Here is a 22,292-nt window from a genome sequence, read left to right on the forward strand (position 1 = left end):
GACCGCACACCGGGACCGCACACCGGGACCGCACACCGGGACCGCACACCGGGACCGCACACCGGGACCGCACACCGGGACCGCACATCGGGACCGATGTCCCGGACCGCACACGACCGGACGCGGGACCGGACGGCGGGGACCCGGGGACCGCGCCTCGGAGCCGCCCAGCCCGGTGTCAGTCGAACATCTCCGGCTCGGCCGCGCTGATCTGGTCGTAGAGGGGCTGGAAGTTGACCCAGCCGACCAGGTCGTTGCCGATCTGCCCGTGGGTGAGCTTGGCGTTCTCGTGCTCGATCGGGACGGTCGGCCCGGCGGCCTTGGCCAGCAGCTGCGCCTGGCACGAACGCTCCATCGTGATGAACCACCAGGCCGCGGCGTCCACCGAGTCGCCCACGGTCAGCAGGCCGTGGTTGCGCAGGATGACCGCCTTGCCGGACCCCAGCGCCGCCGCGATGCGTCGGCCCTCCTCGGTCTCCAGGACCACTCCGGTGTAGTCGTCGAACAGGGCGTGGTCCTCGTAGAAGGCGCAGGCGTCCTGGGTCAGCGGCTCCAGCAGCGTGCCCAGCGACGACAGGGCCTTGCCGTACACCGAGTGGCTGTGGGCGGCGGCGACCGCGTCCGGCCGGGCCTGGTGGATCATCGCGTGGATCGCGAACGCGGCCTGGTTGACGTGGTAGCGGCCCTCGACGACCTGCCCCTCGTGGTTGACGAGGATCAGGTCGCTGACCTTGATCCGCTTGAACGACATGCCGAACGGGTTCACCCAGAAGTGGTCGGTGTGCTCGGGGTCGCGGGCGGTGATGTGCCCGGCCACGCCCTCCTCGAAGCCGAACCGGCCGAACAGCCGCAGCGCCGCCACCAGGCGCTCCTGGCGGTGGCGGCGCTCGTCGGCCACGTTCTCGAACTTCTGCGGCAGCCGGAAGGTGAGCTGGTCGGCGGGGACCGGCTTGAGATCGGACAGGCTCATCGTGCCTCCAGTGCGGATGGGTCGGGATGGATGGGAACGGGCGGAGGGAACACAGGAGGGGGGTCACAGGACCACCGGAGCGGACCGGCCGGAGCCCGGGGCCCAGGGCGCGGGGCCCGGAGTGCGGGGCCTCGGCCGCGACGGGTCACCGGGCCGACAGGACGGACGGGTCCAGGCCGGCGGGCGAGCGGTGTCCCGCGAGCCCGAGCGTGAGGTCGAGCTCGGCGAGCAGGCTCCGCACCACGTGGCGCACGCCGTCCTCGCCGCCGGCGGCCAGCCCCCAGACGTACGGCCTGCCCAGCAGCACGGCGCGCGCCCCGAGGGACAGGGCCTTGAAGATGTCGGCGCCGGTGCGGATCCCGGAGTCGAACAGCACGGTGAGCCGGTCGCCCACGGCGGCGGCGATGCCGGGGAGGGTGTCCAGCGCCGCCACGGCGCCGTCGATCTGCCGGCCGCCGTGGTTGGAGACGACGATCCCGTCCATCCCGGCGTCGGCGGCGCGCAGGGCGTCGTCGACGTGCTGGATGCCCTTCAGGACGATCGGCCCGTCCCAGTTGTCGCGCAGCAGCGGCAGGCGGTCCCAGGTGTGGGAGCGGCCGTTGAACATCGGCGCCCACTGCATGATCGCCGCGTTCAGGTCCTCCTCCACCGGGCGCGCCAGCCGGGAGCGGAAGACCGGGTCCGACAGCGGGATGGCCAGGCCGGTGCCGCGCAGGAACGGCAGGTACGCCTGGTCGAGGTCGTTGGGCCGCCAGGCCAGGGTCCAGGTGTCCAGGGTGACGACCAGGGTGTCGTAGCCGTTCCCGGCCGCCCGGTCGAGCAGGCTGAGCGTGACCTCGTCGTCGTGCGGCCAGTAGAGCTGGAACCACCGTGGGCCTTCGGGACCGGCGGCCTCGGCCACCTCCTCCAGCGTGTGGGAGGAGGCGGTGCTCAGGATCGCGGGGACGCCGAGGGCCGCCGCCGCCCTGGCGGTCGCGAGCTCGCCGTCCGGATGGACGATCGACTGCACGCCCACCGGGGCGAGCGCGACGGGGGCAGGGTAGGTCCTGCCGAACAGCTCGGTGCGCAGGTCCCTGACCGAGGCGTCGCACAGCATCCGGGGCACGATGCGCCACCGGTCGAACGCCTCGCGGTTGGCCCGGTCGGTCGCCCCGGTGCCGGCCGAACCGGCGACGTACCAGTAGGGGCCGGGGTCGAGCTTCTCCCTGACGGCCTGTTCGAGTCTGCCGACGTCGGTCGAGTACGGCGGGAGCTGTCCGGCCAGCCCGTTCAGGTAGATCTCGTACTGGTAGTCAGAGAAGTTCACGGGTCAAGCCTGTCCCGCATAGAGGGAGATGTCCATATTCACCGCGGGTTCGCGACCCTCCGTGTTCACCGCAGGCCCATGACCCTCCGCGGGCGGGGAACCGGGAAACCGGCTTCGCTAAAGCTGCTTCAAGAACCGGAAAGCGGGCGATTCGGTCCCTCGCTCCGGACCTTCGCTTTCCTACCGTGGTCGCCGAATACGACCGTCGGGCGATCTCCGCCCGCGGTTCGATCAGGGGAGGAACCCATGTACGGCAAGAGAGAACTGACGGCGCTCGGCGCGGCGCTTCTCGCCGCCCTCGCCGTCGGGGCGGTCTCGGTCTCGGCGGCCTCGGCCGCGCCGACCCCGGCGGGCACGGCGGACACCGCGCAGAGCGCGGCGCAGCCCACGGTCGCGCCGCGCAGGCCGCCCCAGGACGACTACTGGCGGGGCTACCGGGACGGCTACCGCGCCGCCGGCCAGGACTGTGTGTCGGCCTACGCGAACTCGCTGAGGTCGATGGCCGCCCCCGGCATGACCCGGATGAGCGACTACGACAGGGGATGGTTGGACGGCTACGACGACGGCTACGCCCGCTTCTGCAGGCGTCCTCCCCGGTAGCCGGCCCCTTCCCGGGGAGGGGCCGGTCACCGCGGCCGCCCCTCCCCCGCGGATCGCGCCGCCCCGAGGGGGTGCCCGGACCGGCTCTTCAGGGCTGGACCCGGTTCAGGCCCTGGTCCAGCGTTGGCCGGCGCCGCCGTTGCAGCTCGCGACGGTGACCGTGCTGGTGTTGCTCGTTCCGGTCACGGCCAGGCAGAGGTTGTCGGCCGCGCTGGTGACGGTGCCGTTGGAGTTGAGGACCCACTGCCGGTTGGCGTTGCCGTGGCAGTCCCACAGTTGGACGCGGGTTCCCGATCCGGCGTTGGTCGGGGAGTCCAGGCACTTGCCGAGGATCTGCAACTGTCTGCCGGAGGTGTAGGTGAATCGCTGGTTGGGGTTGGTGTGGCAGTCGTAGATCTGGAGCAGGGTGCCGTTGGCGGAGGCGCTGTTCGGTGAGTCGACGCATCGGCCCGCGCCCTCGTTACGCAGCCGGAACGACGTCGAAGGAGAGGGCGACGGCGAAGGACTGGGCGACGTGCTCGTGGTAGGTGTGGGCGTCGGCGACGGGTCGGTGTCGGTCAGGGTCGGGGTGGTCCAGTCGCGCCAGTCGGCGAGGTTGCCCATGGCCTTGGAGGAGATCCTGATGGTGCCCGCGTCGTCGCCGGTCCTCAGCAGGTGCTTCCTGATGTTCTGCTGGAGGGGAGTCGTCCATTCCGGCCGGTTGGCGCAGTGGCCGCCGTTCTGGATGTCGGACCAGTAGGTGATGTCGCTCCCGGCGCCGAGCGCCTTGTAGATCTCCGCGCCGCCCAGGGCCCGTGGACGTCGGCGGCGCTGATCGCGACAGAGCTCGGCAGACCGCTCCTTTCGGTGATGAGACGGTCTAAAGCTCTATTCATCACATTCCCCCCCACGACACGTGATCCGTTCCCTGGGTACGGTGAGGCGACACCGGAACCATGGCCCCGGAAGCGGGCGTTGGAGGGAACGTGGCCTCGATAACCGCACGCATCAGACGATTCCTGGAGCGCCCCGGCTCGATCGACCTCGCACCCTTCCAGCGGATCGTCGCCGCGGCCGGGGAACGCGAGGACGGCCTGCGGGCGGCGGACGAGCTGCCCCGGCCCTCCACCGACGACCTGGCCGGGTTCTGCGCGATCATGCGCGAGGCCGCCCGCCGCACGCTGGGGCTGCGGCCGTACGACGTGCAGCTCGTCGGCACCCTCGCCATGCTGTCGGGCAACGTCGCCGAGATGGCCACCGGCGAGGGCAAGACCCTGTCCGGGGCGATGGCCGCCGCCGGATACGCCCTGCAGGGCAAGCGCGTCCACGTGATCTCCGTCAACGACTACCTCGCCCGGCGCGACGCCGAGTGGATGGGCCCGCTGTACGAGGCGGTGGGCGTGTCGGTCGGCTGGATCTCGGAGTCCGCCACCCCGGACGAGCGCCGGGCCGCCTACGCCGCGGACGTCACCTACGGCTCGGTGAGCGAGATCGGCTTCGACGTGCTGCGCGACCGGATCGTCACCGACGTGGCCGACCTGGTCGTGCCCGAACCGGACGTGGCGCTGGTCGACGAGGCCGACTCCGTACTGGTGGACGAGGCCCGCGTGCCGCTGGTGCTGGCCGGGGCCGCCGACCCGGGCGACGCGGCGCCGGAGACGGCGGCGCTGGTCCGCCGGCTCGTCAAGGGCTACCACTACGAGATCGACGACCAGGAGCGCAACGTCCACCTGACGTCCAGGGGCATCGACACCGTCGAGGAGGCCCTCGGCCTCGACCTGTACGACACCCCCGCCACCCTCACCGAGGTCAACCTCGCCCTGCACGCCCACGCGCTGCTGACCAGGGACGTCGACTACATCGTCCGCGAAGGCAGGGTCCACCTGATCAACCCCTCCCGGGGCCGGGTGGCGATGCTCCAGCGCTGGCCGGACGGCCTTCAGGCCGCGGTCGAGGCCAAGGAGGCGCTCGCCCCGTCCGAGAGCGGCGAGGTCCTCGACTCCATCACCGTCCAGGGGCTGATCACCCGCTACCCGCAGCGGTGTGGCATGACCGGCACCGCCGTCGCGGTCGGCGACCAGCTCCGGGAGTTCTACGACCTCAGGGTGGCCGTGGTCCCGCCCAACCGCCCGTGCGTGCGGATCGACGAGCCGGACCGGCTGTTCGAGTACGCGATGGAGCGGGACCACGCCCTGGTCGACGAGATCGCCGAGGTGCACGCCACCGGGCGGCCGATCCTGATCGGCACCCTCGACGTCGCCGAGTCCGAGCGGCTGGCCGGAAACCTCGCCGGCCGCGGCCTGGACTGCGTGGTCCTCAACGCCAAGAACGACGCCGAGGAGGCGGCGATCATCGCCCGGGCCGGGGAGCGCGGCGCGATCACCGTCTCCACCCAGATGGCCGGGCGCGGCACCGACATCCGTCTCGGCGAGGGCGTGGAGAAGCTCGGCGGGCTGTACGTCATCGGCTCCGGCCGGCACGCCAGCAGCCGCCTGGACGACCAGCTCCGCGGGCGCGCCGGCCGCCAGGGCGACCCGGGCGGGTCGATCTTCCTCGTCAGCGGCGAGGACGACCTGATCACCCACTACGTGGCCGACGAGTACGCCAGGGGGGTGCCCGACCGCGAACTGGTGGGCCACGCCCAGCGCGTCGCCGAGGGCGTGGACATGGAGATCCACCGCAACACCTGGCGCTACACCCGGCTGCTCGAACAGCACCGCGCCATGGTCCTCGGGCTGCGCGAGAAGGTGCTGCGCGGCCGTTCGGCGAGCGACGCCCTCTCCGGGGCCGCCCCGGAGCGGTGGGCGGAGCTGTCGGAGCGCGTCGGCGAGGACGTGCTCGACGAGGCCGCCCGGCAGATCGTCCTGTTCCACCTCGACCGCTGCTGGGCCGACCACCTGGCCTACCTCGGCGAGCTGCGCGAGGGCATCCACCTGCGCGCGCTGGGCCGGCTGAGCCCGATCGAGGAGTTCAACAAGGAGGCCAAGCCTGCCTACGAGCGGATGCTGGCCGAGGTCGAGTCCCGCTCGATCGCGGCGTTCGAGGCCGCCGAGATCACCGCGGACGGCCTCGACCTCGACGGCGCGGGCCTGAAGCGGCCCACCGCGACCTGGACCTACCTCGTCCAGGAGAACCCCTTCGGCACCGAGTGGGAGCGCATCCTCAACCGCCTGACCACCAAGGTCCGCCGCCGCTGACCCCCGCGGCGCCTACGGGTTCCACGCCTCCGGCTCGGCCACCCAGCCGGCCGCCAGCACGAGGCCGCTCACCCGGTCCGCGGCGAGGAACCCGAAGGGCCGGGTGAGATCGACCTCGACCCTCCTCACCCGGTGGGCGGGCCGCGTCACCGCCGCGGCCGTGACCATGCCGAAGGCGGTGACGGCCGCGGCCTCGAACCCGGTGGCGGAGAACGTCGCGACCGCGTCCTGCCTGGCCTGCCCGACGGCGAGCGGTTCGTCACCGATGCCGGGGAAGTGGCCGCGGCCGGTGTCGGTCACCGCGGCCAGGCCGAACACCTCCGGCAGCGCCGTCAGGTCGTGCGAGGAGGCGACGGTGAACCGCGGAACCGTGACGGCCAGCAGGTCGCCCGGCTCGTGGGAGCGTTCGCTGGAGACGGTGACGCCCGGCCCCGCGTCCCCCTCCGCCAGGGCGTCGCCGTCCACCGCGGGGTGCCGCCCGGTCAGGACGCCGATGCCCGCGGTGAGGATCTCGCCGGCCGTACGGGACTCCTCGCCGAGGAGGAGGTGCACGTCGACCTCCCCGTCCCCCTCGACCCGGAGCGCGGTCAGCGGCCCGGCCGGGGTTCCGGCGACCCGGACCCGTCCGGGCGTCCGGGTGGTACGGCGCAGCACCGCGACCCGCCGGCCGGCCCACGGACCGGCGGCGGGCTCGGCCCCTCGTCGAGGAACGGGTGGCGCCAGGCGGTGCGGACGGTGAGCGCGCCGGCCAGCACCAGGCGCGTGTCCCCGGTCACGGACACGGGCAGGGCCCGGATCAGCCCGCCGGTCCGGTCGGCGGCCCAGGCGTCCAGCGCGGCCCGGTCGTCCTCCGGGACGCCGGTCAGCTCGCCGCGCAGGTGCTCCGGCAGCGCGGCGGTCCACGACGGCCGCAGCGGCAGTCCCCGTCCTGTCCACAGCCCGAGCGCCGCGCGGACGGCCGGCGAGCCGTCCAGGATCGCCAGGACCTCCCCGGCCGCCCGGGCCGCGCCGGCGACGTCCACCCCGACGGCCCGCTCCAGCTCCTCACGCCCCGGCCCGTCGGCGGCCGAGGCGAGGTACGCCAGCAGCGGCCAGACGCCCGCCCCCGCCAGCACGGTGGACGACTCCCCGGAACAGGCCGCGGCCCAGCGCGCGGTCAGCGCGTTCACCGCCGCGACGAGTTCCCCCTGCGATCCGCCGAGCACCATGCCCACCTCCGGGGTGAGAGTCCGTCGGAAGGCGCGATCATCTCACCACCTCCCATATCGGGCAATGCCCTCCGCCCCCACCTGTGGCACACCGCCGGCCCTTTCGCCTTCCCCGCCGTCGGGTCCGGAGAACGGGGATCAGTACGGTGGGGCGGTGCAGGCGGTGATCTCGGCGTTCGCCCCCATCTGGCTCATCGGCGCTCTCGGCTGGCTGACCGCCCGGTCCGGGTGGGCGGGTGAGGAGTTCCAGCGGACGCTCACCCGGTTCGCGTTCACCCTGGCGATGCCGGCCGTGCTGTTCGGCACGCTGAGCCGTACGCCGCTGGACCGGATCCAGCCGCTCCCGCTGCTCGCCTTCGCCGTCAGCACCTTCGCCGTCGGCCTGGCCGCGCTCGCGCTGCGACGGGGCAAGCTGCCGGACCGGGTGGTGGCCGCGATGTCGTCGGCCTACGTCAACTCCGGCAACCTCGGCATCCCGGTCGGCCTGTACGTCCTGCACGACGCGACGTTCGTGGTGTCGGTCATGGTCTTCCAGGTCGCGCTGGTCTCGCCGCTGATCTTCCTCGGTCTCGGCTCGGAACGCCCGTCCCCGCTGGCGCCGCTGCGCACGCCCATCGTGGTGGCCTCGCTCCTCGGGCTGGGCGTGTCCGCCCTCGGCTGGCACCCGCCCGAACTCGTGACGAAACCCCTGGAGATCCTCGGCGGGGCCGCCGTGCCGCTGGCGCTCTTCTCGCTCGGCATGTCGCTGAACGGCTCGGCCGTCGCCTGGCGGGGGACCCTCCCGGTGGTGGCGCTCAAGCTGCTCGCCCAGCCGCTCGTGGCCTTCCTCGCCGGGCGGTTCCTCCTCCACCTCGACGGCCACGCGCTCTTCGCGGCCGTGCTGTTCGCGGGGCTGCCCACCGCGCAGAACACCTACGTCTACGCCGTCGAGTACGGCCGCGCCGCCGACCTGCCGCGCGACGCCATCCTCGTCTCCAGCGTCCTGTCCCCCCTCACCCTCGCCGCCATCGTCCTCACCGCGGCCGCCTGACCCCGCCCGGCTTGAGGCCGCCGGGGCGTCGGTGACTTCATGGTCACGATTACCCTCGTGACGATGGTTCCGCCGACGGGGCTGTGGCTATGGTGGTGATCGTGACCACCGCCAGCGCGTCCCGGCCGGTCGGCGAGCTGCTGCGCCAGTGGCGGGAACGCCGACGGATGAGCCAGATGGACCTCGCCCTGCAGGCCGACATCTCCACCCGGCACCTGAGCTTCGTGGAGACCGGGCGGTCCAAGCCGAGCCGCGACATGATCCTGCGGCTGGCCGAGGAGCTGGACCTCCCGCTGCGCGAGCGCAACCACCTCCTGCTCGCCGGGGGCTTCGCGCCGGTCTACTCCGAGACGCCGCTCAGCTCGCCGCACATGGCCTCGGTTCGGGAGGCGCTCGGCCAGGTGCTGCACGGCCACGAGCCGTACCCGGCGGTGGTCGTGGACCAGCGGTGGAACCTCGTGGACCGCAACGCCGCCACCGGCGTGCTGCTGCGCGGCGTCGCGCCGGAGCTGCTCGACCCGCCGGTCAACGTGCTGCGGCTGAGCCTGCACCCCAAGGGGATGGCCCAGCGGATCATCAACCTCGGCGAGTGGCGGGCCCACCTGCTGCACCGGCTGCGCCGACAGATGAGCCTCACCGCCGACCCCGACCTGGCCGCGCTCTGGCGGGAGCTCGACGACTACCCCTGCGACCAGCCCGAGCCGGAGATCGAACGACCCGGCCCCGGTGACATCGTGGTCCCCCTGCGGTTGCGCCGCGGCTACCGCGAACTCGTCTTCTTCAGCACGATGGCCACCTTCGGCACCCCGCTGGACATCACCGTCGCCGAGCTGGCCATCGAGGCGTACTTCCCGGCCAACCCCGAGACCGCCGCCTACCTGCAACACCAGCACCACCCCGACTGACGGCCCGTACGGCGGGCCGGCCCCGTACGGCGGAACCCGGCCCGGCGTGGCCGGGCCCGGGCCCGGGTCCGGACCGGACCTGGTGACCGGGTCGCTCAGCCGGTGACCGGGACGATCCGCGCCTCGGTCAGCGTGCCGTTCTCGATGCGCAGCAACCCGACGGTGCCGTACGGCTGGCGGCGCCGGTCTGTCGGCGAGCCGGGGTTGAAGATCCGCAGGCCGCCCTGGTCCTCGTCGCCGCTCTCGTCGAGCGGGATGTGGGAGTGACCGAAGACGACCAGGTCGGCGGCGGGGAACCGGCGCCGCATCCGGGCCAGGCGGCCCTTCGCCGCCCCGCTGTCGTGGATCATCGCCACGCGCAGCCCGTCGAGGTCGAGCTCCAGGGTCTCGGGCGCCACCACGTCCGGCCCGTCGTTGTTGCCCCTGACCGCGCGCACCGGTGCGTAGCCGGCCAGTTCCTCCAGCACCTCCGGGACGCAGACGTCCCCGGCGTGCAGGATCAGGTCGGCGTCGCGCAGGTGCTCGGCCACCCGCGGCGGGCACGACTTCCACCGCCGCGGCGCGTGCGTGTCGGACAGGACCACGACCTTCATCCCCCCATCCTCCCCGTCGCGGCCGGCCGTATGTCCGGAGTTCCCATATGCCCGCGGCACGGCGGAAATCCGGGTGACACGCCCGTCCGGCGGGTGCTGGGATGACCCGATGGACGCTGACGAGATGCTCACCCTGTTCGACCGGCGGATGCGGCGGGAGGCGCGGGCCGACTCCCCGGGAGCCCGGATCGAGCGCGTGGAGGTCCCCGGGCCCCCGGGCGGGCGGGCCGGCGTCGTGGTCCGCCAGGTCGGCGGCGACGGCGGCTGGAACGGCGTCCTGTGGACGGACCTCGACGAGACCACGGCCGACGCGGCGATCGCGGCCCAGACGCTGTTCTTCGGATCGCTGGGACACGGCTTCGAGTGGAAGCTGTACGGCCACGACCGGCCCGCCGGCCTCGGTGAGCGGCTGCGGGCCGCCGGGTTCGCCGCCGAGCCCGCGGAGACGGTGATGGTCGCCGAGATCGGTGACCTGCCCGCCGGCGGCGGGCTTCCCGAGGGCGTACGGCTGCGCCCGGTGACCGGCCCCGGTGACGTGGACCTCATGGTGGAGGCCCATGATCTGGCGTTCGGCCGGAGCGATCCCGGGATGCGGCGGTGGCTGCTCGATCGGCTCGCCGGAAGCCCGGAGACGACCGTCATGGTCGTCGCGATGGCCGGGGACCTGCCGGTGAGCGCGGCCCGCATGGAGCTGCATCCGGGCACCGGGTTCGCGAGCCTGTGGGGCGGCGGCACCGTGCCCTCCTGGCGGGGCCGGGGCGTCTACCGGGCGCTGGTCGCCCACCGGGCCCGCGTCGCCGCCGAGCGCGGCTACCGGTATCTCCAGGTCGACGCCTCCGACCAGAGTCGCCCGATCCTGCGCCGCCTCGGTTTCGTCCCGCTGACCGTCACGACCCCGTACGTGTACGGGCCCTGAGCGCGCCGGCCCGGCTGCCCGTTCCCGCCTCCGGCCCGGCCGCCGTACGACCACGGACCGTGAATGCGTCGGCCCGGCTCCCCGCTCCCGCCCCGGCCCGGCCGCCGTACGACCTTGCGGTGGCACCCGGGCGTCCGCCGGGTCCCGCAGGGTCCGCGGGTCCTCAGCGGCCGGAGTGGTGGTCCAGGACGCGGCGGAGCAGGTCGGCGAGCTGGGTGCGCTCGCCCGAGGACAGCGGGGCGAGCAGCTCGTCCTGGACCCCGGCGAGCACCTCGTCGTAGTGCCGCAGCCGCTCGGCCCCCGCCGGGGTGAGCGTGATGACGTTGCGCCTGCGGTCGGCGAGGTCGGGGGCCCGTTCGACGGAGCCCGCCTCGACGAGCTCGTTGACGGCCGCGACGACGTAGCTGCGGTCGATGCCGCAGCGGCGGCCCAGCGCCGCCTGGCTCGCGGGACCGAACTCCTCCAGCGCGGAGAGCAGGGCGTAGTGGTAGCGCCGGGCGCCCGCGGTGTCGAACGCCCCCCACACGAGGCGGCTCGTGTGGGTCGCGACGTGTGAGATGAGCCAGCTCGGGGTGTTCCGCAGCCGGGCGGGGGCGGTCTCGGCGGCCGTCGTCTCCATACGGCCAGCCTAACAAAATTGTTGGCTTCACCAATCGCTGCTACCGTTGATCATGTGAACGTTGGTCATGCCAACATTCGATTCCCCCGTGAAGTGACCCGTGAAGTGACCCGTGACCACGGCCGTCGAGGCGCCGCCCCGGTCCGGCTCACGACGCCGGGCCGCCCGGGGAACACTCCCGTCGACACGGCACCTCATCCGAAGGAGAGCGGAACATGATCCTGGTAACCGGCGCGACCGGAAACGTCGGCCGCAACGTCGTGCGGCAGCTCCTCGACGCGGGCGAGAAGGTCCGCGCGATCACCCGTGACCCGGCCCGCGCCGGGCTGCCGGAGGACGTCGAGGTGCTGCCGGGCGACCTGACCCGCCCCGAGACGCTGCCGGCCGCGCTGCGCGGCGTCGACAGGGCGTTCCTCTTCCCGGTGTTCGGCTCGCTCGGCGACTTCCTGCGGATCGGCGCGGAGTCCGGGCTGCGGCACGTGGTGTTGCTGTCCTCCTACGCGGTGGTGTTTCCCGAGCCGGGCTGGATCGGCGAGCAGCACATCGCGTGTGAGCGGGCGGTACAGGACTCGGGCCTGGCGTGGACGTTCGTCCGGCCGGGCGCGTTCATGACCAACGACCTGAACTGGGCCCCGCAGATCCGGCACGGCGACGTGGTGCGCACACCGTACGGGAATGCGGCCATGGCGCCGATCGACGAGCGCGACATCGCCGCGGTCGCGGTCCGTTCCCTGCTCGACGAGCACGCCGGCCGCTCGCACGTGCTCACCGGACCGCAGTCGCTGACCCAGGCCGAGCGGGTACGGATCATCGGCGAGGCGATCGGCCGGCCGCTGCGGTTCGAGGAGCAGCCGAGGGAGGAGGCCAGGGAGCAGCTCGTCCGGCACATGCCCGCCCCGGGGGCCGACTTCCTGCTCGACGCGCTCGCCGCGGCGGTGGGCCGGGAGGCGGAGGTGCTGCCGACTGTGGCGGAGGTCACCGGGCGGCCGGCGCACACCTACGAGGAGTGGGCCGCGCTCCACGCCGGCGACTTCCGCGGCGCCCCGGCCTGACGAGCCCACCTGACGAACCCGCCTGATGAGCCCGCCTGACGAACCGGCCTGACGAACCGGCCTGACGGGCCGGCCGTACGGCCTGGTCTCAGCCCGGTCAGGCGGGCCGGGACCGGAGCGGCCGATTTCCAGTGATCGCTTAAACCGCCATAAACATCCATTTATCCGCATAGCGAATGTCGAAGGGGGAAGTTGCCGGGCGGAAAGCCCGCAGGGCATGACACAGGGAAAGGAGCCGCCATGGCAGCGCGTTACGTCCTGAAGAAGACCTCCGCCGGTTTCCGCTTCAACCTGGTCGCCGGGAACGGCGAGATCATCGCCACCAGCGAGTCCTACAAGACCAAGGCCGGCGCGATGAAGGGCATCGAGTCGGTCCGCACCAACGCCGCCTCCCCCGTCGACGACCAGACCGAGAACTGACCCTCCTCCTCGAACGGCCCCGGACCCGGGCGGCGACGCCCGGGTCCGGGGCCGCTCGCGGTTCCGCCGCGTGATCACGCCTCTCCGCCCTTCTGCGCGGAGGTCGCGGCGGGAGCGGCCGGCGAGCCCGGATCACTCCCCTGAGCAGGCCGTCGACCTTTCGGGCGGGTTGGTCAAGATTTGAGTAAAAAGTCCGGGTGCCGCGGCTCACCCTGTTGACGGCGTAATCCACATGGACACATACTCACCCTCATGAGCCCACAGAAGTCCACAGAAGCGGGCACGCATGCTTCCCGCTGAGCGGCACTCGCGGATCGGTGAGGCGCTCCGGACCTCCCGCGTGGTCAGCACGGAGGACCTCGCCCGGGAGCTCGCCGTGTCCGCGGAGACGATCCGCCGCGACCTGGTGCTCCTCGAACGCCAGGGAAAGCTGGCGCGCGTCCACGGAGGCGCGACGATCGCGCTCGGGCGGCCCGCCGGCGAGGAGGCGCCGTTCGCCGAGCGGTCGGTGACCGCCGCGGAGGCGAAGCGGCACATCGGGCACGTCGCCGCCGCGCTCACGCGGCCCGGCCAGACGATCGTGATAGACGTGGGGACCACCGCCGTCGAGGTGGCCCGCGCCCTGCCGATGGACTTCTCCGGCACCGTCGCCACGTGCTCCCTGCTGGTCGCGGCGGAGCTGGCCGAGCGGCCGGGGGTCGAGATCCTCGTCTGCGGAGGTAGGCTCCGCAAAGGAGACCTCGCCCTGTCGGGACCGGTCGCCCAGGCGTTCTTCGACGACCTGAACCCGGACCTCGCCTTCCTCGGGTCCGGCGGCATCGACGCCGCGGCGGGCCTGACCGACTACTACCTGGACGAGATCGCGGTCCGCAGGATCATCCTGAGGAACGCGGCCCGGTCGTACGTGCTGGCCGACTCCGGCAAGTTCGGCCGGATCGCCCGCCACCGGGTCGCGGGCGTGGAGGAGTTCACCGGCCTCATCACGGAGGCAGAGCCGCCGCCGAGCGTCCGGGACGCCGTCACCCGCGCGGGCGGGGTGATAGCGCTGCCCTGAGACGTCTCCCCGATGATTCGAGGGCCGGGCGGCGCGGCAACGCCACCCGGCTCGGACCCCTCACAATGCGCCATCTCACAGGAAACACAGAGGTCGAGGATCCATGTCCCAGTATTCACCATCCCCACCCCCGTCCGGTGATCAGGCGACCGCCGGAGGCGTCGAGGAGTTCGGTTACCAGCAGGCGATGAAGCGCGGCACCGGCCGTTTCGCCTCGTTCGCGGTGGCGTTCGCCTTCGTCTCGATCGCCACCGGCATCTTCACCACCTACGGCTCGGTGCTGAACAGCTCGGGACCGGCCGGCATCTGGACCTGGCCACTCGTGATCGTCGGGCAGCTCGCCGTCGCGTTCATCTTCGGCTCCCTGGCCGCCCGCATCCCGGTGACCGGCTACTCCTACCAGTGGACGTCCCGGCTGGCGAACCCCGTGCTCGGCTGGATCATCGGCTGGATCTCGTTCACCTTCCTGGCGATCGTCGTCGTGGCGGTCGACTACACCATCGCCTCCACCGTCCTGCCCGTACTGCTCCGGTACGAGGGAACGTGGCTGAACGCGTGGGTGATCACCGGGGTGGTCATCCTGGCCCAGGCCGTCCTGGTGGCGTTCTCCACGAAGTGGACCGAGCGGGTCAACAACTTCGCGGTGACGGCGGAGCTCATCGGCATGGTCGCCCTCGTCCTGCTGCTGCTCGGCGTGGGGTTCGTCGCCCGCGAGGTCGACTTCGCGAACCTGTTCAGCACCGGCGCCGTCCCGTCCGAGGGCTACCTCCACTTCGGGACCCTCACCTCGGCGGGCCCGTGGATGCTGGGCTTCCTGCTCGGCGCGTTCACGATCGTCGGTTTCGAGTCTGCGGCCAACCTCGCGGAGGAGACGAAGGACCCGGCGCGGGTCGTCCCCCGCGCGATGTGGCAGGCGGTCCTCGCCTCCGGCGTGCTCGGCTTCCTGTTCCTCATCGCGGTGACCCTGCTCGCCGGCGACCCGGTCGAGCTGGCCAAGTCGGCGACGCCGATCGCCGACGTGATCACCCGGGTGCTCGGCCCGGTCGTGGGCACGGCCCTGCTGGTGCTGGTGGTCGTCGCGATCTTCGCCTGCGGCATGGTGATCCTCATGACCGGGGTGCGCCTGGTGTGGGCGATGTCCCGTGACGAGAGGTTCCCCGGCTGGCAGGCCTGGCGGAAGGTCTCGCCGAGGTTCGGCACGCCGCTGAACGCCACCGTGCTCATGTGCGTCATCGGCCAGCTCATCCTGGCGATCTTCTCCACCCGGACCGACGCGCTGTTCGACCTGTTCGCCGCCGCCACCCTGCTGCCCGCGATCATCTACACCGCGACCGTCGTGCTGTACGTGGTCAAGCGCAGGACGCTGCCGCCGAGCAAGGGGTTCGCCCTGGGGCGGTGGGAGACCCCGGTGATCGTCGTGGCGCTGGTCTGGCTCGTGTTCGAGCTGCTGCTGTTCCGGGACTCCTCGTTCGCCGCCCCGTGGACCTACATTCTGATCATGCTCGTCCTGGGCGCCCTCTACCTGGGCTACCTCCTGATCTCCCGAGGCGGGGCGGCGGGCCTGGCGATGCCGACGATGCGCTCCATCGACGCGGAGCTGGACGCCGACGCCGGAGCGGCCGGGCACACCGGCACGGCCGACGTGAGCCGGAGCGGGGAACGATGACGACCGTACTGGCCATCGACCAGGGCACCTCCGGCACCAAGGCGGTCGTCGTCGACGGCGACGACACGGTGCTCGGCCTCGCCGAGCTGCCCGTCCGGCCCGCCTACCTGCCCGGCGGCGGAGTCGAGCAGGACCCCCGGGAACTGCTCGACTCCGTCCTCGACGCCGGACGCCGGGCCGTCGAGCAGGCGGGCGTCCCCGTCGACGCCGTCACGCTGGCGAACCAGGGCGAGACCGTTCTGGCGTGGGATCCCGCCACCGGCGAGCCCCTCTCCCCCGCCATCGTGTGGCAGGACCGCCGCTCGGAGGGCCTCTGCGCGGAGCTGGCCGGGCACGCCGGCCGGATCGCGGAGGTCACCGGGCTGGTCCTGGACCCGTACTTCTCCGCGCCGAAGATGGCGTGGCTGCGCCGGAACGTGACCGCGGAGGGGGTCGTCACCACCTCCGACTCCTGGCTCGTCCACCACCTGACCGGGGAGTTCGTCACCGACGCCGCCACCGCCAGCCGGTCGCTGGTCACCCGGCTCGACGACGCCGAATGGGACGCCGGGCTGCTCGACCTGTTCGGGCTCGGCGGGGAGCGGCTGCCGCGCATCGTCTCCTGCGACGAGGTGGTCGGCCACACCACCGCCTTCGGCGGGAACGTCCCCGTCGCCGGGCTCGTGGTCGACCAGCAGGCGGCGCTGCTCGCCCAGAACCGCCTGACGGCCGGCGACGCCAAGTGCACCTTCGGCACCGGGGCGTTCCTGCTGGCCAACACCGGCACCTCGGCCGCCCGCTCCACGGCGGGACTGGCCGCCTCCGTCGCCTGGCGGGCCAGGGGTGAGACCTCCTACTGCCTCGACGGCCAGGTCTACACGGCCGCCTCCGCCGTACGGTGGATCCAGGACCTCGGCCTCGTCCGCGACGCCGCCGACCTCGACGCGGTCGCCGCCGACGACGCCGAGGGGGTCATGTTCGTCCCGGCGCTGGCCGGGCTGGCCGCCCCCTGGTGGCGTCCCGACGCCAGGGCCGCGTTCACCGGGATGACGCTCTCCACCGGCCCGCGGCACCTCGTGCTGGCCGTACTGCAGGGCATCGCGGCGCAGGTCGCCGGGCTCGGCGACCTCGTCGCCGCCGACCTCGGCCGGCCGCTGACCGCCCTGTGCGTGGACGGCGGGCTCACCCGGAGCCGGGTCCTCATGCAGGCGGTCGCCGACCTGACGCAGCTCCCGATCGGCGTCTACCCGTCCCAGCACGCCACGCCGCTGGGCGCGGTGACGCTGGCCCGCGCCGCACTGAACCCCTCACTCCCCCTCCGGGAGGCGGTGCCGGCGTGGGAACCCGCCATGACATACGAACCTCGATGGTCCGCCGACCGGGCGGCCGGCTTCCGCTCCCGCTGGGAGAACGCGGTGGCCGGCGTCCTGGCGCGGGAGGGGAACCAGTGAGCACCACAGACAGGAACACGACCGCGAACGGTGACGCCTCAGCCACGTTCGACGTGGTGGTGATCGGCGCGGGCATCGTCGGCTCCGCCATCGCCCGCAAACTGGCCGGCCACGAGCTGAGCGTCGCGCTGCTGGACGCGCGCGACGACGTCGGCGACGGCACGAGCAAGGCGAACACCGCCATCCTGCACACCGGCTTCGACGCGAAACCCGGCACGCTGGAGTCCCGCCTGGTGCGCGAGGGCTACCACCTGCTGTCCGACTACGCCGAGCGGACCGGCATCCCGATCGAACGCACCGGCGCCCTGCTGGTGGCCTGGACCGACGAGGAGCTGGAGGCCCTGCCCGGCCTGAAGGAGAAGGCCGAGCGGAACGGCTACGACCGTACGGAGATCGTCGGCCCCGCCGAGGTGTACCGGCAGGTCCCCCACCTGGGGGAGGGCGCGCTGGGCGGCCTGACCGTTCCCGACGAGTCCGTCATCTGCACCTGGACCACCAACCTGGCCCTGGCCACCGACGCCGTGCGGCGCGGCGTGACGCTGCTGCTGAACCGCAGGGTCGAGGCGGTCGAGGAGCGCGGCGGGACGACCGTGCTGCGCACCACCGGCGGGGACGTGACCACCCGCTGGGCCGTCAACGCCGCCGGTCTCGGCTCCGACGTCATCGACCGGATGTTCGGCCACGACCGCTTCACGGTCACGCCCCGCCGCGGCGAGCTGCTGGTCTACGACAAGCTCGCCCGCCCGCTGGCGGACAAGATCATCCTCCCGGTGCCCACCTCGCGCGGCAAGGGCGTGCTGATCAGCCCGACCGTCTACGGCAACGTCCTGCTGGGCCCCACCGCCGAGGACCTCACCGACCGCACCGACACCGGCACCTCGGAGAAGGGCATCGCCTTCCTGCTCGAAAAGGGGCGCAAGCTCATGCCGGAACTGCTGGAGGAGGAGGTGACGGCGACCTACGCGGGCCTGCGCGCGGCCAGCGACCACTCCGACTACGTCATCGACGCCGACGCGCGGCGGCGCTACGTCCTCGCCGGCGGGATCCGCTCGACCGGCCTCACCGCCGGCATCGCGATCGCCGAGTACGTCGCCGGGCTCGCCGGGGAGGCCGGCCTGGAGCTGGTGCCGCGCGAGGACCTGCCGGAGCCGCCCCGCATGCCCAACCTCGGGGAGGCGTTCCCGCGGCCCTACCAGGACGCCGCCCGGATCGCCGCCGACCCCGCCTACGGCAGGGTGGTCTGCTTCTGCGAGCGGGTCACCGCCGGGGAGATCCGCGACGCCTTCCGCTCGCCGATCCCCCCGGCCGGGCTGGAGGGGCTGCGCCGCCGTACCAGGGCGATGAACGGGCGCTGCCAGGGGTTCTTCTGCGGCGCCGAGGTCGGGAGGCTGCTGGAAAGCCGGGGCGCCTGCGTCCCCCATGAGAATCGCGAGCACGGCGGGGAACGCCGCTCGCCGGAGGCCCGCCGATGAGCACCGACACCACGCCGGAGAGCACCGGCGTCACCACCCTCACCCCGGCCGTCGTCATCGTCGGCGCGGGGCCGTCCGGGCTGAGCGCCGCCCGCGAGCTGGCGCCGCGGGTCAGGGGCGAGGTCCTCGTCCTGGACCGGGAGAGCGCCGCCGGCGGCATCCCCCGGCACAGCGACCATCCCGGCTACGGGATCAGGGACATGCGGCGCTTCATGAGCGGCCCCGCCTACGCCCGGCGGCTCGTCGAGCAGGCCCGGGCCGCCGGCGCGACGATCCGTACGAACGCGACCGTGACCGGCTGGGCCGGCGAGCGCACGCTGGAGGTCACCACCCCGCAGGGCCGTCTCCGGGTCGAGGCGGGAGCCGTCGTCCTCGCCACCGGCGCTCGCGAGCGCCCGCGCCCCGGCCGCCTCATCCCCGGGGACCGCGGCCGCGGCGTCTACACCACCGGCCACCTGCAGAACATCGTCCACCTGCAGCACGGCAAGGTCGGCAGGAGGGCCGTCATCGCCGGCGCGGAGCTGGTGAGTTGGTCGGCCGCGCTGACCCTGCGCGAGGCGGGCTGCGCGACCGTGCTGATGACCACCGAGTATCCCCGGCCCGACTCCTACGCCCTGTTCAACATCGGCGGCCGGGCCTTCTTCCGGCCCCGGATCGCCACCCGCACCCGGGTGTCGAGGATCATCGGCAAGCCGGACCTCCGGGCGGTCGAGATCGAGAACCTCGACACCGGCGCGCGGCGGATCGTCGAGTGCGACACCCTCGTCCTCACCGGCGACTGGATCCCCGACCACGAGCTCGCCCGCGCCGCCGGGATCACCCTCGACCCGGGCACGAAGGGCCCGCTGGTCGACAGCGCGTTCCGGACGGACCGGCCCGGCGTGTTCGCCGTGGGCAACCTGCTCCACCCGGTCGACACCGCCGACATCGCGGCGATCGACGGCGCCCGCGCCGCCCGTTCCGTCCTCGCCTGGCTGAACGGCGGGAGCACGCCGGACGGGCAGGTGCGCCTCGTCGCCGAGGCGCCCTTCCGATGGGTGACGCCGGAGGTCATCCGCCGCGGCGACCCCGCCCCGGCCCGCCGCCGCCTGCTGCTGTGGAGCGACCGGTTCATCCCGTTCCCCCGGGTCGTCCTCCGGCAGGACGGGAAGATCGTCGCCCGGAAGCGGCTGTGGTGGCCGGCGTCCCCGGGCCGGGTGTTCCGCGTCCCGTCGATCATGCTGGCCTCGGTGAACCCCCGGGGCGGACCGGTGAGCATCGGCGTGGAGGACTGACGGCGCGCGTCCCCCGGTGGGCCGGGGCTCCCCGCGACCCGGCCCACCGGGGACGTCGGCCGCCCCGGACCCGCCCACCGGGGGACGCCGGCCGCCCCGGAGACGGCCTCCGGCCTCGGCGCGGTAGCCTCCACCGGAGACGAAGGAGTGTGATCATGCCTCGTTCCCCCGGCGGCCCGCCGGAGTACCGCGACCGGGTGCGCGGCTGCCTGCTGGGCGGCGCGATCGGCGACGCGCTGGGCGCCCCCGTCGAGTTCGATTCGATCGACATGATCCGCCACCGGTACGGCCCCGCGGGCGTGACCGGGTTCGTCCCCGACCCACGCGGCAGGACCGGCCTGATCACCGACGACACGCAGATGACGCTGTTCACCGTGGAGGGGCTGCTCCGCGGGGGTGACGTCACCGCCGTCCACCACGCCTACCTGCGCTGGCTGGACACCCAGTCGCACCCCGCCCCGCCCCCGGCGGACGGCGCCGCGTTCCGCACCGGCGCACTGCGCGAGCAGACCTGGCTCTACTCCCGGCGCGCCCCCGGCAACGCCTGCCTGTCCGGCCTGCGCCACGGCCGGTCCGCGCCGCCCTCCGGCGGGTCCGGGCCGGACGGCCACGACCTCACGTTCTCCGGCGAGCCCGGACCGGTCAACCCCGACTCCAAGGGCTGCGGGACGGTCATGCGCTCGGCCCCCTTCGGCCTGCACGCGCCGAACCCCCGGCACGCCTTCGAGCCGGCCGCCGCGTGCGCCCGGCTCACCCACGGCCACCCCACCGGCTATCTCGCCGCCGGCGCCTTCGCCGCCGCCGTCCACTTCGTGATGGCCGGAGAACCGCTCGTGCCCGCCGTACGGCAGGCGATGGACCTGCTGGCGGCCTACCCGGCCCACGAGGAGACCACCCGGGCGCTGCGCGCCGCCGTGTCCCTGGCGGCCGAGGGAGACCCGGACCCGGAGAAGGTCGAGTCGCTCGGCGGGGCATGGGTCGCCGAGGAGGCGCTGGCCATCGCGGTCTACTGCGCGCTGTCCCATCCGGAGCCCGACGACCTGCGGCGGGCGCTGCTGCTCGCGGTCAACCACTCCGGCGACAGCGACTCGACCGGCGCCGTCTGCGGCAACCTCCTGGGCGCCCTGCACGGCGAGGCCGCGCTCCCCGCCGACTGGCTCGCCGGCCTGGAGGGCCGCGACACCGTCACGGAACTCGCCGACGACTTCGCCGCCCGATTCGGCGACGGGACCGCCGCGGACCCGCGCACCGGACGCCCCGGCGCCTGACCGGCGGAATCCGCCCGGCCCCCGCCACCCGCGCCGGAAGGTCACTCCAGCATGTCGAGGTGGAGGAGGTGGTCGTGCATGCGCTCGCCGACGGCGTGGTCGCGCAGTTCGGTGAGCGTCGGCGCGGCGACCTCAAGCCGGGCGGCCAGCGTGGCCGCCCGGCCGGTCAGGTCGGCCCGGGTGCGGACCTCGTGCAGGCGCGCCATGCCGAGGGCCCTCTCCAGTACGGCACGGCGCCGCAGCCCCGGATCGTCGCACCACAGCTGCAGGAAGTGGTGCCCGCGCAGCTGGAACGAGCCCACCTGGCTCGGCGGCAGCTTCGGGGGGCCGCTGAACGCGGCCGGGGTCAGCACGACCCGCCAGACGCCGTTCGGCAGTTCCTGGAGGCGGCCGGGGCCGAGCTTCCGGTCGGCGAGCCACCCGGTCCACAGCTCGCGCGGGTCCGCGCGGGCCTCGGCGGCGATCATCGCGTGCAGCGCGGGGACGTCCCGGCAGACGTTCTCGATCAGGTCGTCGCGTCCCACGCCGGCGTCGGTGTAGGCGAGCAGGTCGCGGCGGTCGGTCTCGATCAGGTAGGCGGGCAGGTAGGCGTCCCGCACGGCGACGCCCCTGATCTCCCGGAGCTGGGCCGGGAGGTTGTAGTCGGCCCGGTCGGGACAGGCGGCGAGGGCCTCCACCAGCTGGTGGCGGAACGCCGTCGGCGCGTACAGCGGGAGGAACCGGGTGCGGTCCACCAGCATCTCCTCCGGGACGTGCGGGGCGGGCAGCACGGTGAGCGACCCGCGGTGGTACCGCCGGGGCAGCGGCCTGGCGGTGAAACGCTCGATCAGCAGCTTCTGCCTGCTCTCCTTCGGGACGTACCGCACGCCCGTCCGCACGGACCGCAGGCCCAGCTCGGTCAGCCTGACCTCGCCGCCGGGGGTCGCGGTGAGATGCCCGATCGCCGTCAGGAAGGCGAGGCAACGGTCCACCAGCGAGGGGTCCAGGCCGAAGAACGCGGCCAGCCCGCCCCGGGTGCCGACACCGCCCTCGGCGAGCGCGCGGGCCAGGAAGCGGTCGACGACCTCGTACGCCTGCTCGTCGTAGACGCTCGCGGTGATCTCCACCTCCCACAGCGGCCACAGGACCGCGAAGAGGCGCACCGGCCGGACCCCGGGCACGGTGACGGCGTGCTCCACGGCACGCCGGGCGGGATAGATCGCGCGCACCGTCACAGCGGCTCCTCCGGCCGAGCATGATGAATCCGGGCCGTCACAGGGACTCCTCCGGCCGGGCAGGGCGGATCCGGGCCGTCACGGTGATTCCTTGCCGGGCAGAGCGGACTCCGCGGGCC

General features: G+C 73.3%; 21 protein-coding genes. 13 read left to right on the forward strand and 8 right to left on the reverse strand.

The annotated features are described in order from the left end of the window. Nucleotides 1-178 precede the first annotated feature (178 nt). Both ACQP10_RS30405 and ACQP10_RS30410 read right to left on the reverse strand, forming a co-directional pair. A complete protein-coding gene (locus ACQP10_RS30405; protein ID WP_346019392.1) occupies nt 179-970 on the reverse strand; it encodes a class II aldolase/adducin family protein in 792 nt (263 codons plus the stop codon). A gap of 145 nt (nt 971-1,115) precedes the next feature. Further along, nucleotides 1,116-2,276 (reverse strand): lactate 2-monooxygenase, encoded by a 1,161-nt coding sequence (locus ACQP10_RS30410; protein WP_346019391.1) that lies wholly within the window; start codon nt 2,274-2,276, stop codon nt 1,116-1,118. A 246-nt stretch (nt 2,277-2,522) separates the two neighbouring features. Between ACQP10_RS30410 and ACQP10_RS30415 the strand changes: the two genes are divergently transcribed. Continuing rightward, nucleotides 2,523-2,876, forward strand: a complete 354-nt coding sequence (locus tag ACQP10_RS30415; RefSeq protein WP_346019390.1) for a hypothetical protein — start codon at nt 2,523-2,525, stop codon at nt 2,874-2,876. Nucleotides 2,877-2,981: 105 nt separating this feature from the next. Here ACQP10_RS30415 and ACQP10_RS30420 read toward each other — a convergent pair whose 3' ends face one another. Beyond that, nucleotides 2,982-3,479: a ricin-type beta-trefoil lectin domain protein gene (locus ACQP10_RS30420; protein ID WP_433540154.1), complete on the reverse strand. Its 498-nt coding sequence runs from the start codon at nt 3,477-3,479 to the stop codon at nt 2,982-2,984. 362 nt (nt 3,480-3,841) lie between these two features. On the opposite strand from ACQP10_RS30420, the gene secA2 reads away from it, so the two are divergent. Then, on the forward strand, nt 3,842-6,052 hold the full coding sequence (gene secA2 / locus ACQP10_RS30425; protein ID WP_433540155.1) for an accessory Sec system translocase SecA2: 2,211 nt from the start codon (nt 3,842-3,844) through the stop codon (nt 6,050-6,052). Nucleotides 6,053-6,064: 12 nt separating this feature from the next. On the opposite strand, the gene ACQP10_RS30430 is transcribed toward secA2, so the two are convergent. Beyond that, a complete protein-coding gene (locus tag ACQP10_RS30430) occupies nt 6,065-6,706 on the reverse strand; it encodes a serpin family protein (protein ID WP_433540156.1) in 642 nt (213 codons plus the stop codon). Further along, complete coding sequence (locus ACQP10_RS30435; RefSeq protein WP_433540157.1) at nt 6,640-7,260, reverse strand: serpin family protein; 621 nt, start codon at nt 7,258-7,260, stop codon at nt 6,640-6,642. The genes ACQP10_RS30430 and ACQP10_RS30435 overlap by 67 nt, the downstream gene beginning before the upstream one ends. A 154-nt stretch (nt 7,261-7,414) precedes the next feature. On the opposite strand from ACQP10_RS30435, the gene ACQP10_RS30440 reads away from it, so the two are divergent. Both ACQP10_RS30440 and ACQP10_RS30445 read left to right on the forward strand, forming a co-directional pair. Further along, nucleotides 7,415-8,290: an AEC family transporter gene (locus tag ACQP10_RS30440; RefSeq protein WP_346019386.1), complete on the forward strand. Its 876-nt coding sequence runs from the start codon at nt 7,415-7,417 to the stop codon at nt 8,288-8,290. A 101-nt stretch (nt 8,291-8,391) separates the two neighbouring features. Next, nucleotides 8,392-9,195, forward strand: a complete 804-nt coding sequence (locus tag ACQP10_RS30445) for a helix-turn-helix domain-containing protein (protein ID WP_428837508.1) — start codon at nt 8,392-8,394, stop codon at nt 9,193-9,195. A 95-nt stretch (nt 9,196-9,290) separates the two neighbouring features. Here ACQP10_RS30445 and ACQP10_RS30450 read toward each other — a convergent pair whose 3' ends face one another. Continuing rightward, on the reverse strand, nt 9,291-9,788 hold the full coding sequence (locus ACQP10_RS30450) for a metallophosphoesterase family protein (RefSeq protein ID WP_346019385.1): 498 nt from the start codon (nt 9,786-9,788) through the stop codon (nt 9,291-9,293). Between the two features lie 109 nt (nt 9,789-9,897). Between ACQP10_RS30450 and ACQP10_RS30455 the strand changes: the two genes are divergently transcribed. Next, nucleotides 9,898-10,704, forward strand: a complete 807-nt coding sequence (locus ACQP10_RS30455) for a GNAT family N-acetyltransferase (protein ID WP_433540158.1) — start codon at nt 9,898-9,900, stop codon at nt 10,702-10,704. A 163-nt stretch (nt 10,705-10,867) separates the two neighbouring features. Here ACQP10_RS30455 and ACQP10_RS30460 read toward each other — a convergent pair whose 3' ends face one another. Further along, nucleotides 10,868-11,323: a MarR family winged helix-turn-helix transcriptional regulator gene (locus tag ACQP10_RS30460; RefSeq protein WP_346019383.1), complete on the reverse strand. Its 456-nt coding sequence runs from the start codon at nt 11,321-11,323 to the stop codon at nt 10,868-10,870. A gap of 215 nt (nt 11,324-11,538) precedes the next feature. Between ACQP10_RS30460 and ACQP10_RS30465 the strand changes: the two genes are divergently transcribed. The 8 genes from ACQP10_RS30465 to ACQP10_RS30500 all read left to right on the forward strand — a co-directional run bounded on the left by ACQP10_RS30465 (nt 11,539) and on the right by ACQP10_RS30500 (nt 20,959). After that, the gene (locus ACQP10_RS30465) at nt 11,539-12,375 is read left to right on the forward strand and encodes an NAD(P)H-binding protein (RefSeq protein ID WP_179824470.1); all 837 of its coding nucleotides are present in this window, start codon (nt 11,539-11,541) and stop codon (nt 12,373-12,375) included. 240 nt (nt 12,376-12,615) lie between these two features. Then, on the forward strand, nt 12,616-12,795 hold the full coding sequence (locus ACQP10_RS30470; protein WP_179824472.1) for a YegP family protein: 180 nt from the start codon (nt 12,616-12,618) through the stop codon (nt 12,793-12,795). 286 nt (nt 12,796-13,081) lie between these two features. After that, nucleotides 13,082-13,849, forward strand: a complete 768-nt coding sequence (locus tag ACQP10_RS30475; protein WP_346019382.1) for a DeoR/GlpR family DNA-binding transcription regulator — start codon at nt 13,082-13,084, stop codon at nt 13,847-13,849. A gap of 103 nt (nt 13,850-13,952) precedes the next feature. After that, nucleotides 13,953-15,515, forward strand: coding sequence for an amino acid permease (locus ACQP10_RS30480; protein WP_433540159.1), 1,563 nt, complete (start codon nt 13,953-13,955; stop codon nt 15,513-15,515). Beyond that, nucleotides 15,512-16,945 carry an FGGY family carbohydrate kinase gene (locus tag ACQP10_RS30485; RefSeq protein WP_433540160.1) on the forward strand — a complete coding sequence of 478 codons (1,434 nt, stop codon included), beginning with the start codon at nt 15,512-15,514 and terminating at the stop codon, nt 16,943-16,945. The genes ACQP10_RS30480 and ACQP10_RS30485 overlap by 4 nt, the downstream gene beginning before the upstream one ends. After that, nucleotides 16,942-18,417, forward strand: a complete 1,476-nt coding sequence (locus ACQP10_RS30490; RefSeq protein ID WP_433540161.1) for an NAD(P)/FAD-dependent oxidoreductase — start codon at nt 16,942-16,944, stop codon at nt 18,415-18,417. The genes ACQP10_RS30485 and ACQP10_RS30490 overlap by 4 nt, the downstream gene beginning before the upstream one ends. Continuing rightward, on the forward strand, nt 18,414-19,691 hold the full coding sequence (locus ACQP10_RS30495; protein WP_389999847.1) for an NAD(P)/FAD-dependent oxidoreductase: 1,278 nt from the start codon (nt 18,414-18,416) through the stop codon (nt 19,689-19,691). Before ACQP10_RS30490 ends, ACQP10_RS30495 begins: the two co-directional genes overlap by 4 nt. 155 nt (nt 19,692-19,846) lie before the next feature. Beyond that, complete coding sequence (locus ACQP10_RS30500) at nt 19,847-20,959, forward strand: ADP-ribosylglycohydrolase family protein (RefSeq protein WP_433540162.1); 1,113 nt, start codon at nt 19,847-19,849, stop codon at nt 20,957-20,959. Nucleotides 20,960-21,000: 41 nt separating this feature from the next. On the opposite strand, the gene ACQP10_RS30505 is transcribed toward ACQP10_RS30500, so the two are convergent. Beyond that, a complete protein-coding gene (locus tag ACQP10_RS30505) occupies nt 21,001-22,173 on the reverse strand; it encodes a hypothetical protein (RefSeq protein WP_433540163.1) in 1,173 nt (390 codons plus the stop codon). Nucleotides 22,174-22,292 lie beyond the last annotated feature (119 nt).

The sequence above is a fragment of the Streptosporangium sandarakinum genome (genome assembly GCF_050942225.1).
In the GTDB taxonomy this organism is placed as follows: domain Bacteria; phylum Actinomycetota; class Actinomycetes; order Streptosporangiales; family Streptosporangiaceae; genus Streptosporangium; species Streptosporangium nondiastaticum.

Bases quoted from the DNA above. Each gene is read 5' to 3' on its own strand.
- ACQP10_RS30405 (WP_346019392.1), bottom strand. From the start codon at position 970: ATGAGCCTGTCCGATCTCAAGCCGGTCCCCGCCGACCAGCTCACCTTC.
- ACQP10_RS30415 (WP_346019390.1), top strand. From the start codon at position 2,523: ATGTACGGCAAGAGAGAACTGACGGCGCTCGGCGCGGCGCTTCTCGCC.
- ACQP10_RS30420 (WP_433540154.1), bottom strand. From the start codon at position 3,479: ATGGGCAACCTCGCCGACTGGCGCGACTGGACCACCCCGACCCTGACC.
- ACQP10_RS30435 (WP_433540157.1), bottom strand. From the start codon at position 7,260: ATGGTGCTCGGCGGATCGCAGGGGGAACTCGTCGCGGCGGTGAACGCG.
- ACQP10_RS30450 (WP_346019385.1), bottom strand. From the start codon at position 9,788: ATGAAGGTCGTGGTCCTGTCCGACACGCACGCGCCGCGGCGGTGGAAG.
- ACQP10_RS30455 (WP_433540158.1), top strand. From the start codon at position 9,898: ATGGACGCTGACGAGATGCTCACCCTGTTCGACCGGCGGATGCGGCGG.
- ACQP10_RS30460 (WP_346019383.1), bottom strand. From the start codon at position 11,323: ATGGAGACGACGGCCGCCGAGACCGCCCCCGCCCGGCTGCGGAACACC.
- ACQP10_RS30465 (WP_179824470.1), top strand. From the start codon at position 11,539: ATGATCCTGGTAACCGGCGCGACCGGAAACGTCGGCCGCAACGTCGTG.
- ACQP10_RS30470 (WP_179824472.1), top strand. From the start codon at position 12,616: ATGGCAGCGCGTTACGTCCTGAAGAAGACCTCCGCCGGTTTCCGCTTC.
- ACQP10_RS30475 (WP_346019382.1), top strand. From the start codon at position 13,082: ATGCTTCCCGCTGAGCGGCACTCGCGGATCGGTGAGGCGCTCCGGACC.
- ACQP10_RS30480 (WP_433540159.1), top strand. From the start codon at position 13,953: ATGTCCCAGTATTCACCATCCCCACCCCCGTCCGGTGATCAGGCGACC.
- ACQP10_RS30485 (WP_433540160.1), top strand. From the start codon at position 15,512: ATGACGACCGTACTGGCCATCGACCAGGGCACCTCCGGCACCAAGGCG.
- ACQP10_RS30495 (WP_389999847.1), top strand. From the start codon at position 18,414: ATGAGCACCGACACCACGCCGGAGAGCACCGGCGTCACCACCCTCACC.
- ACQP10_RS30500 (WP_433540162.1), top strand. From the start codon at position 19,847: ATGCCTCGTTCCCCCGGCGGCCCGCCGGAGTACCGCGACCGGGTGCGC.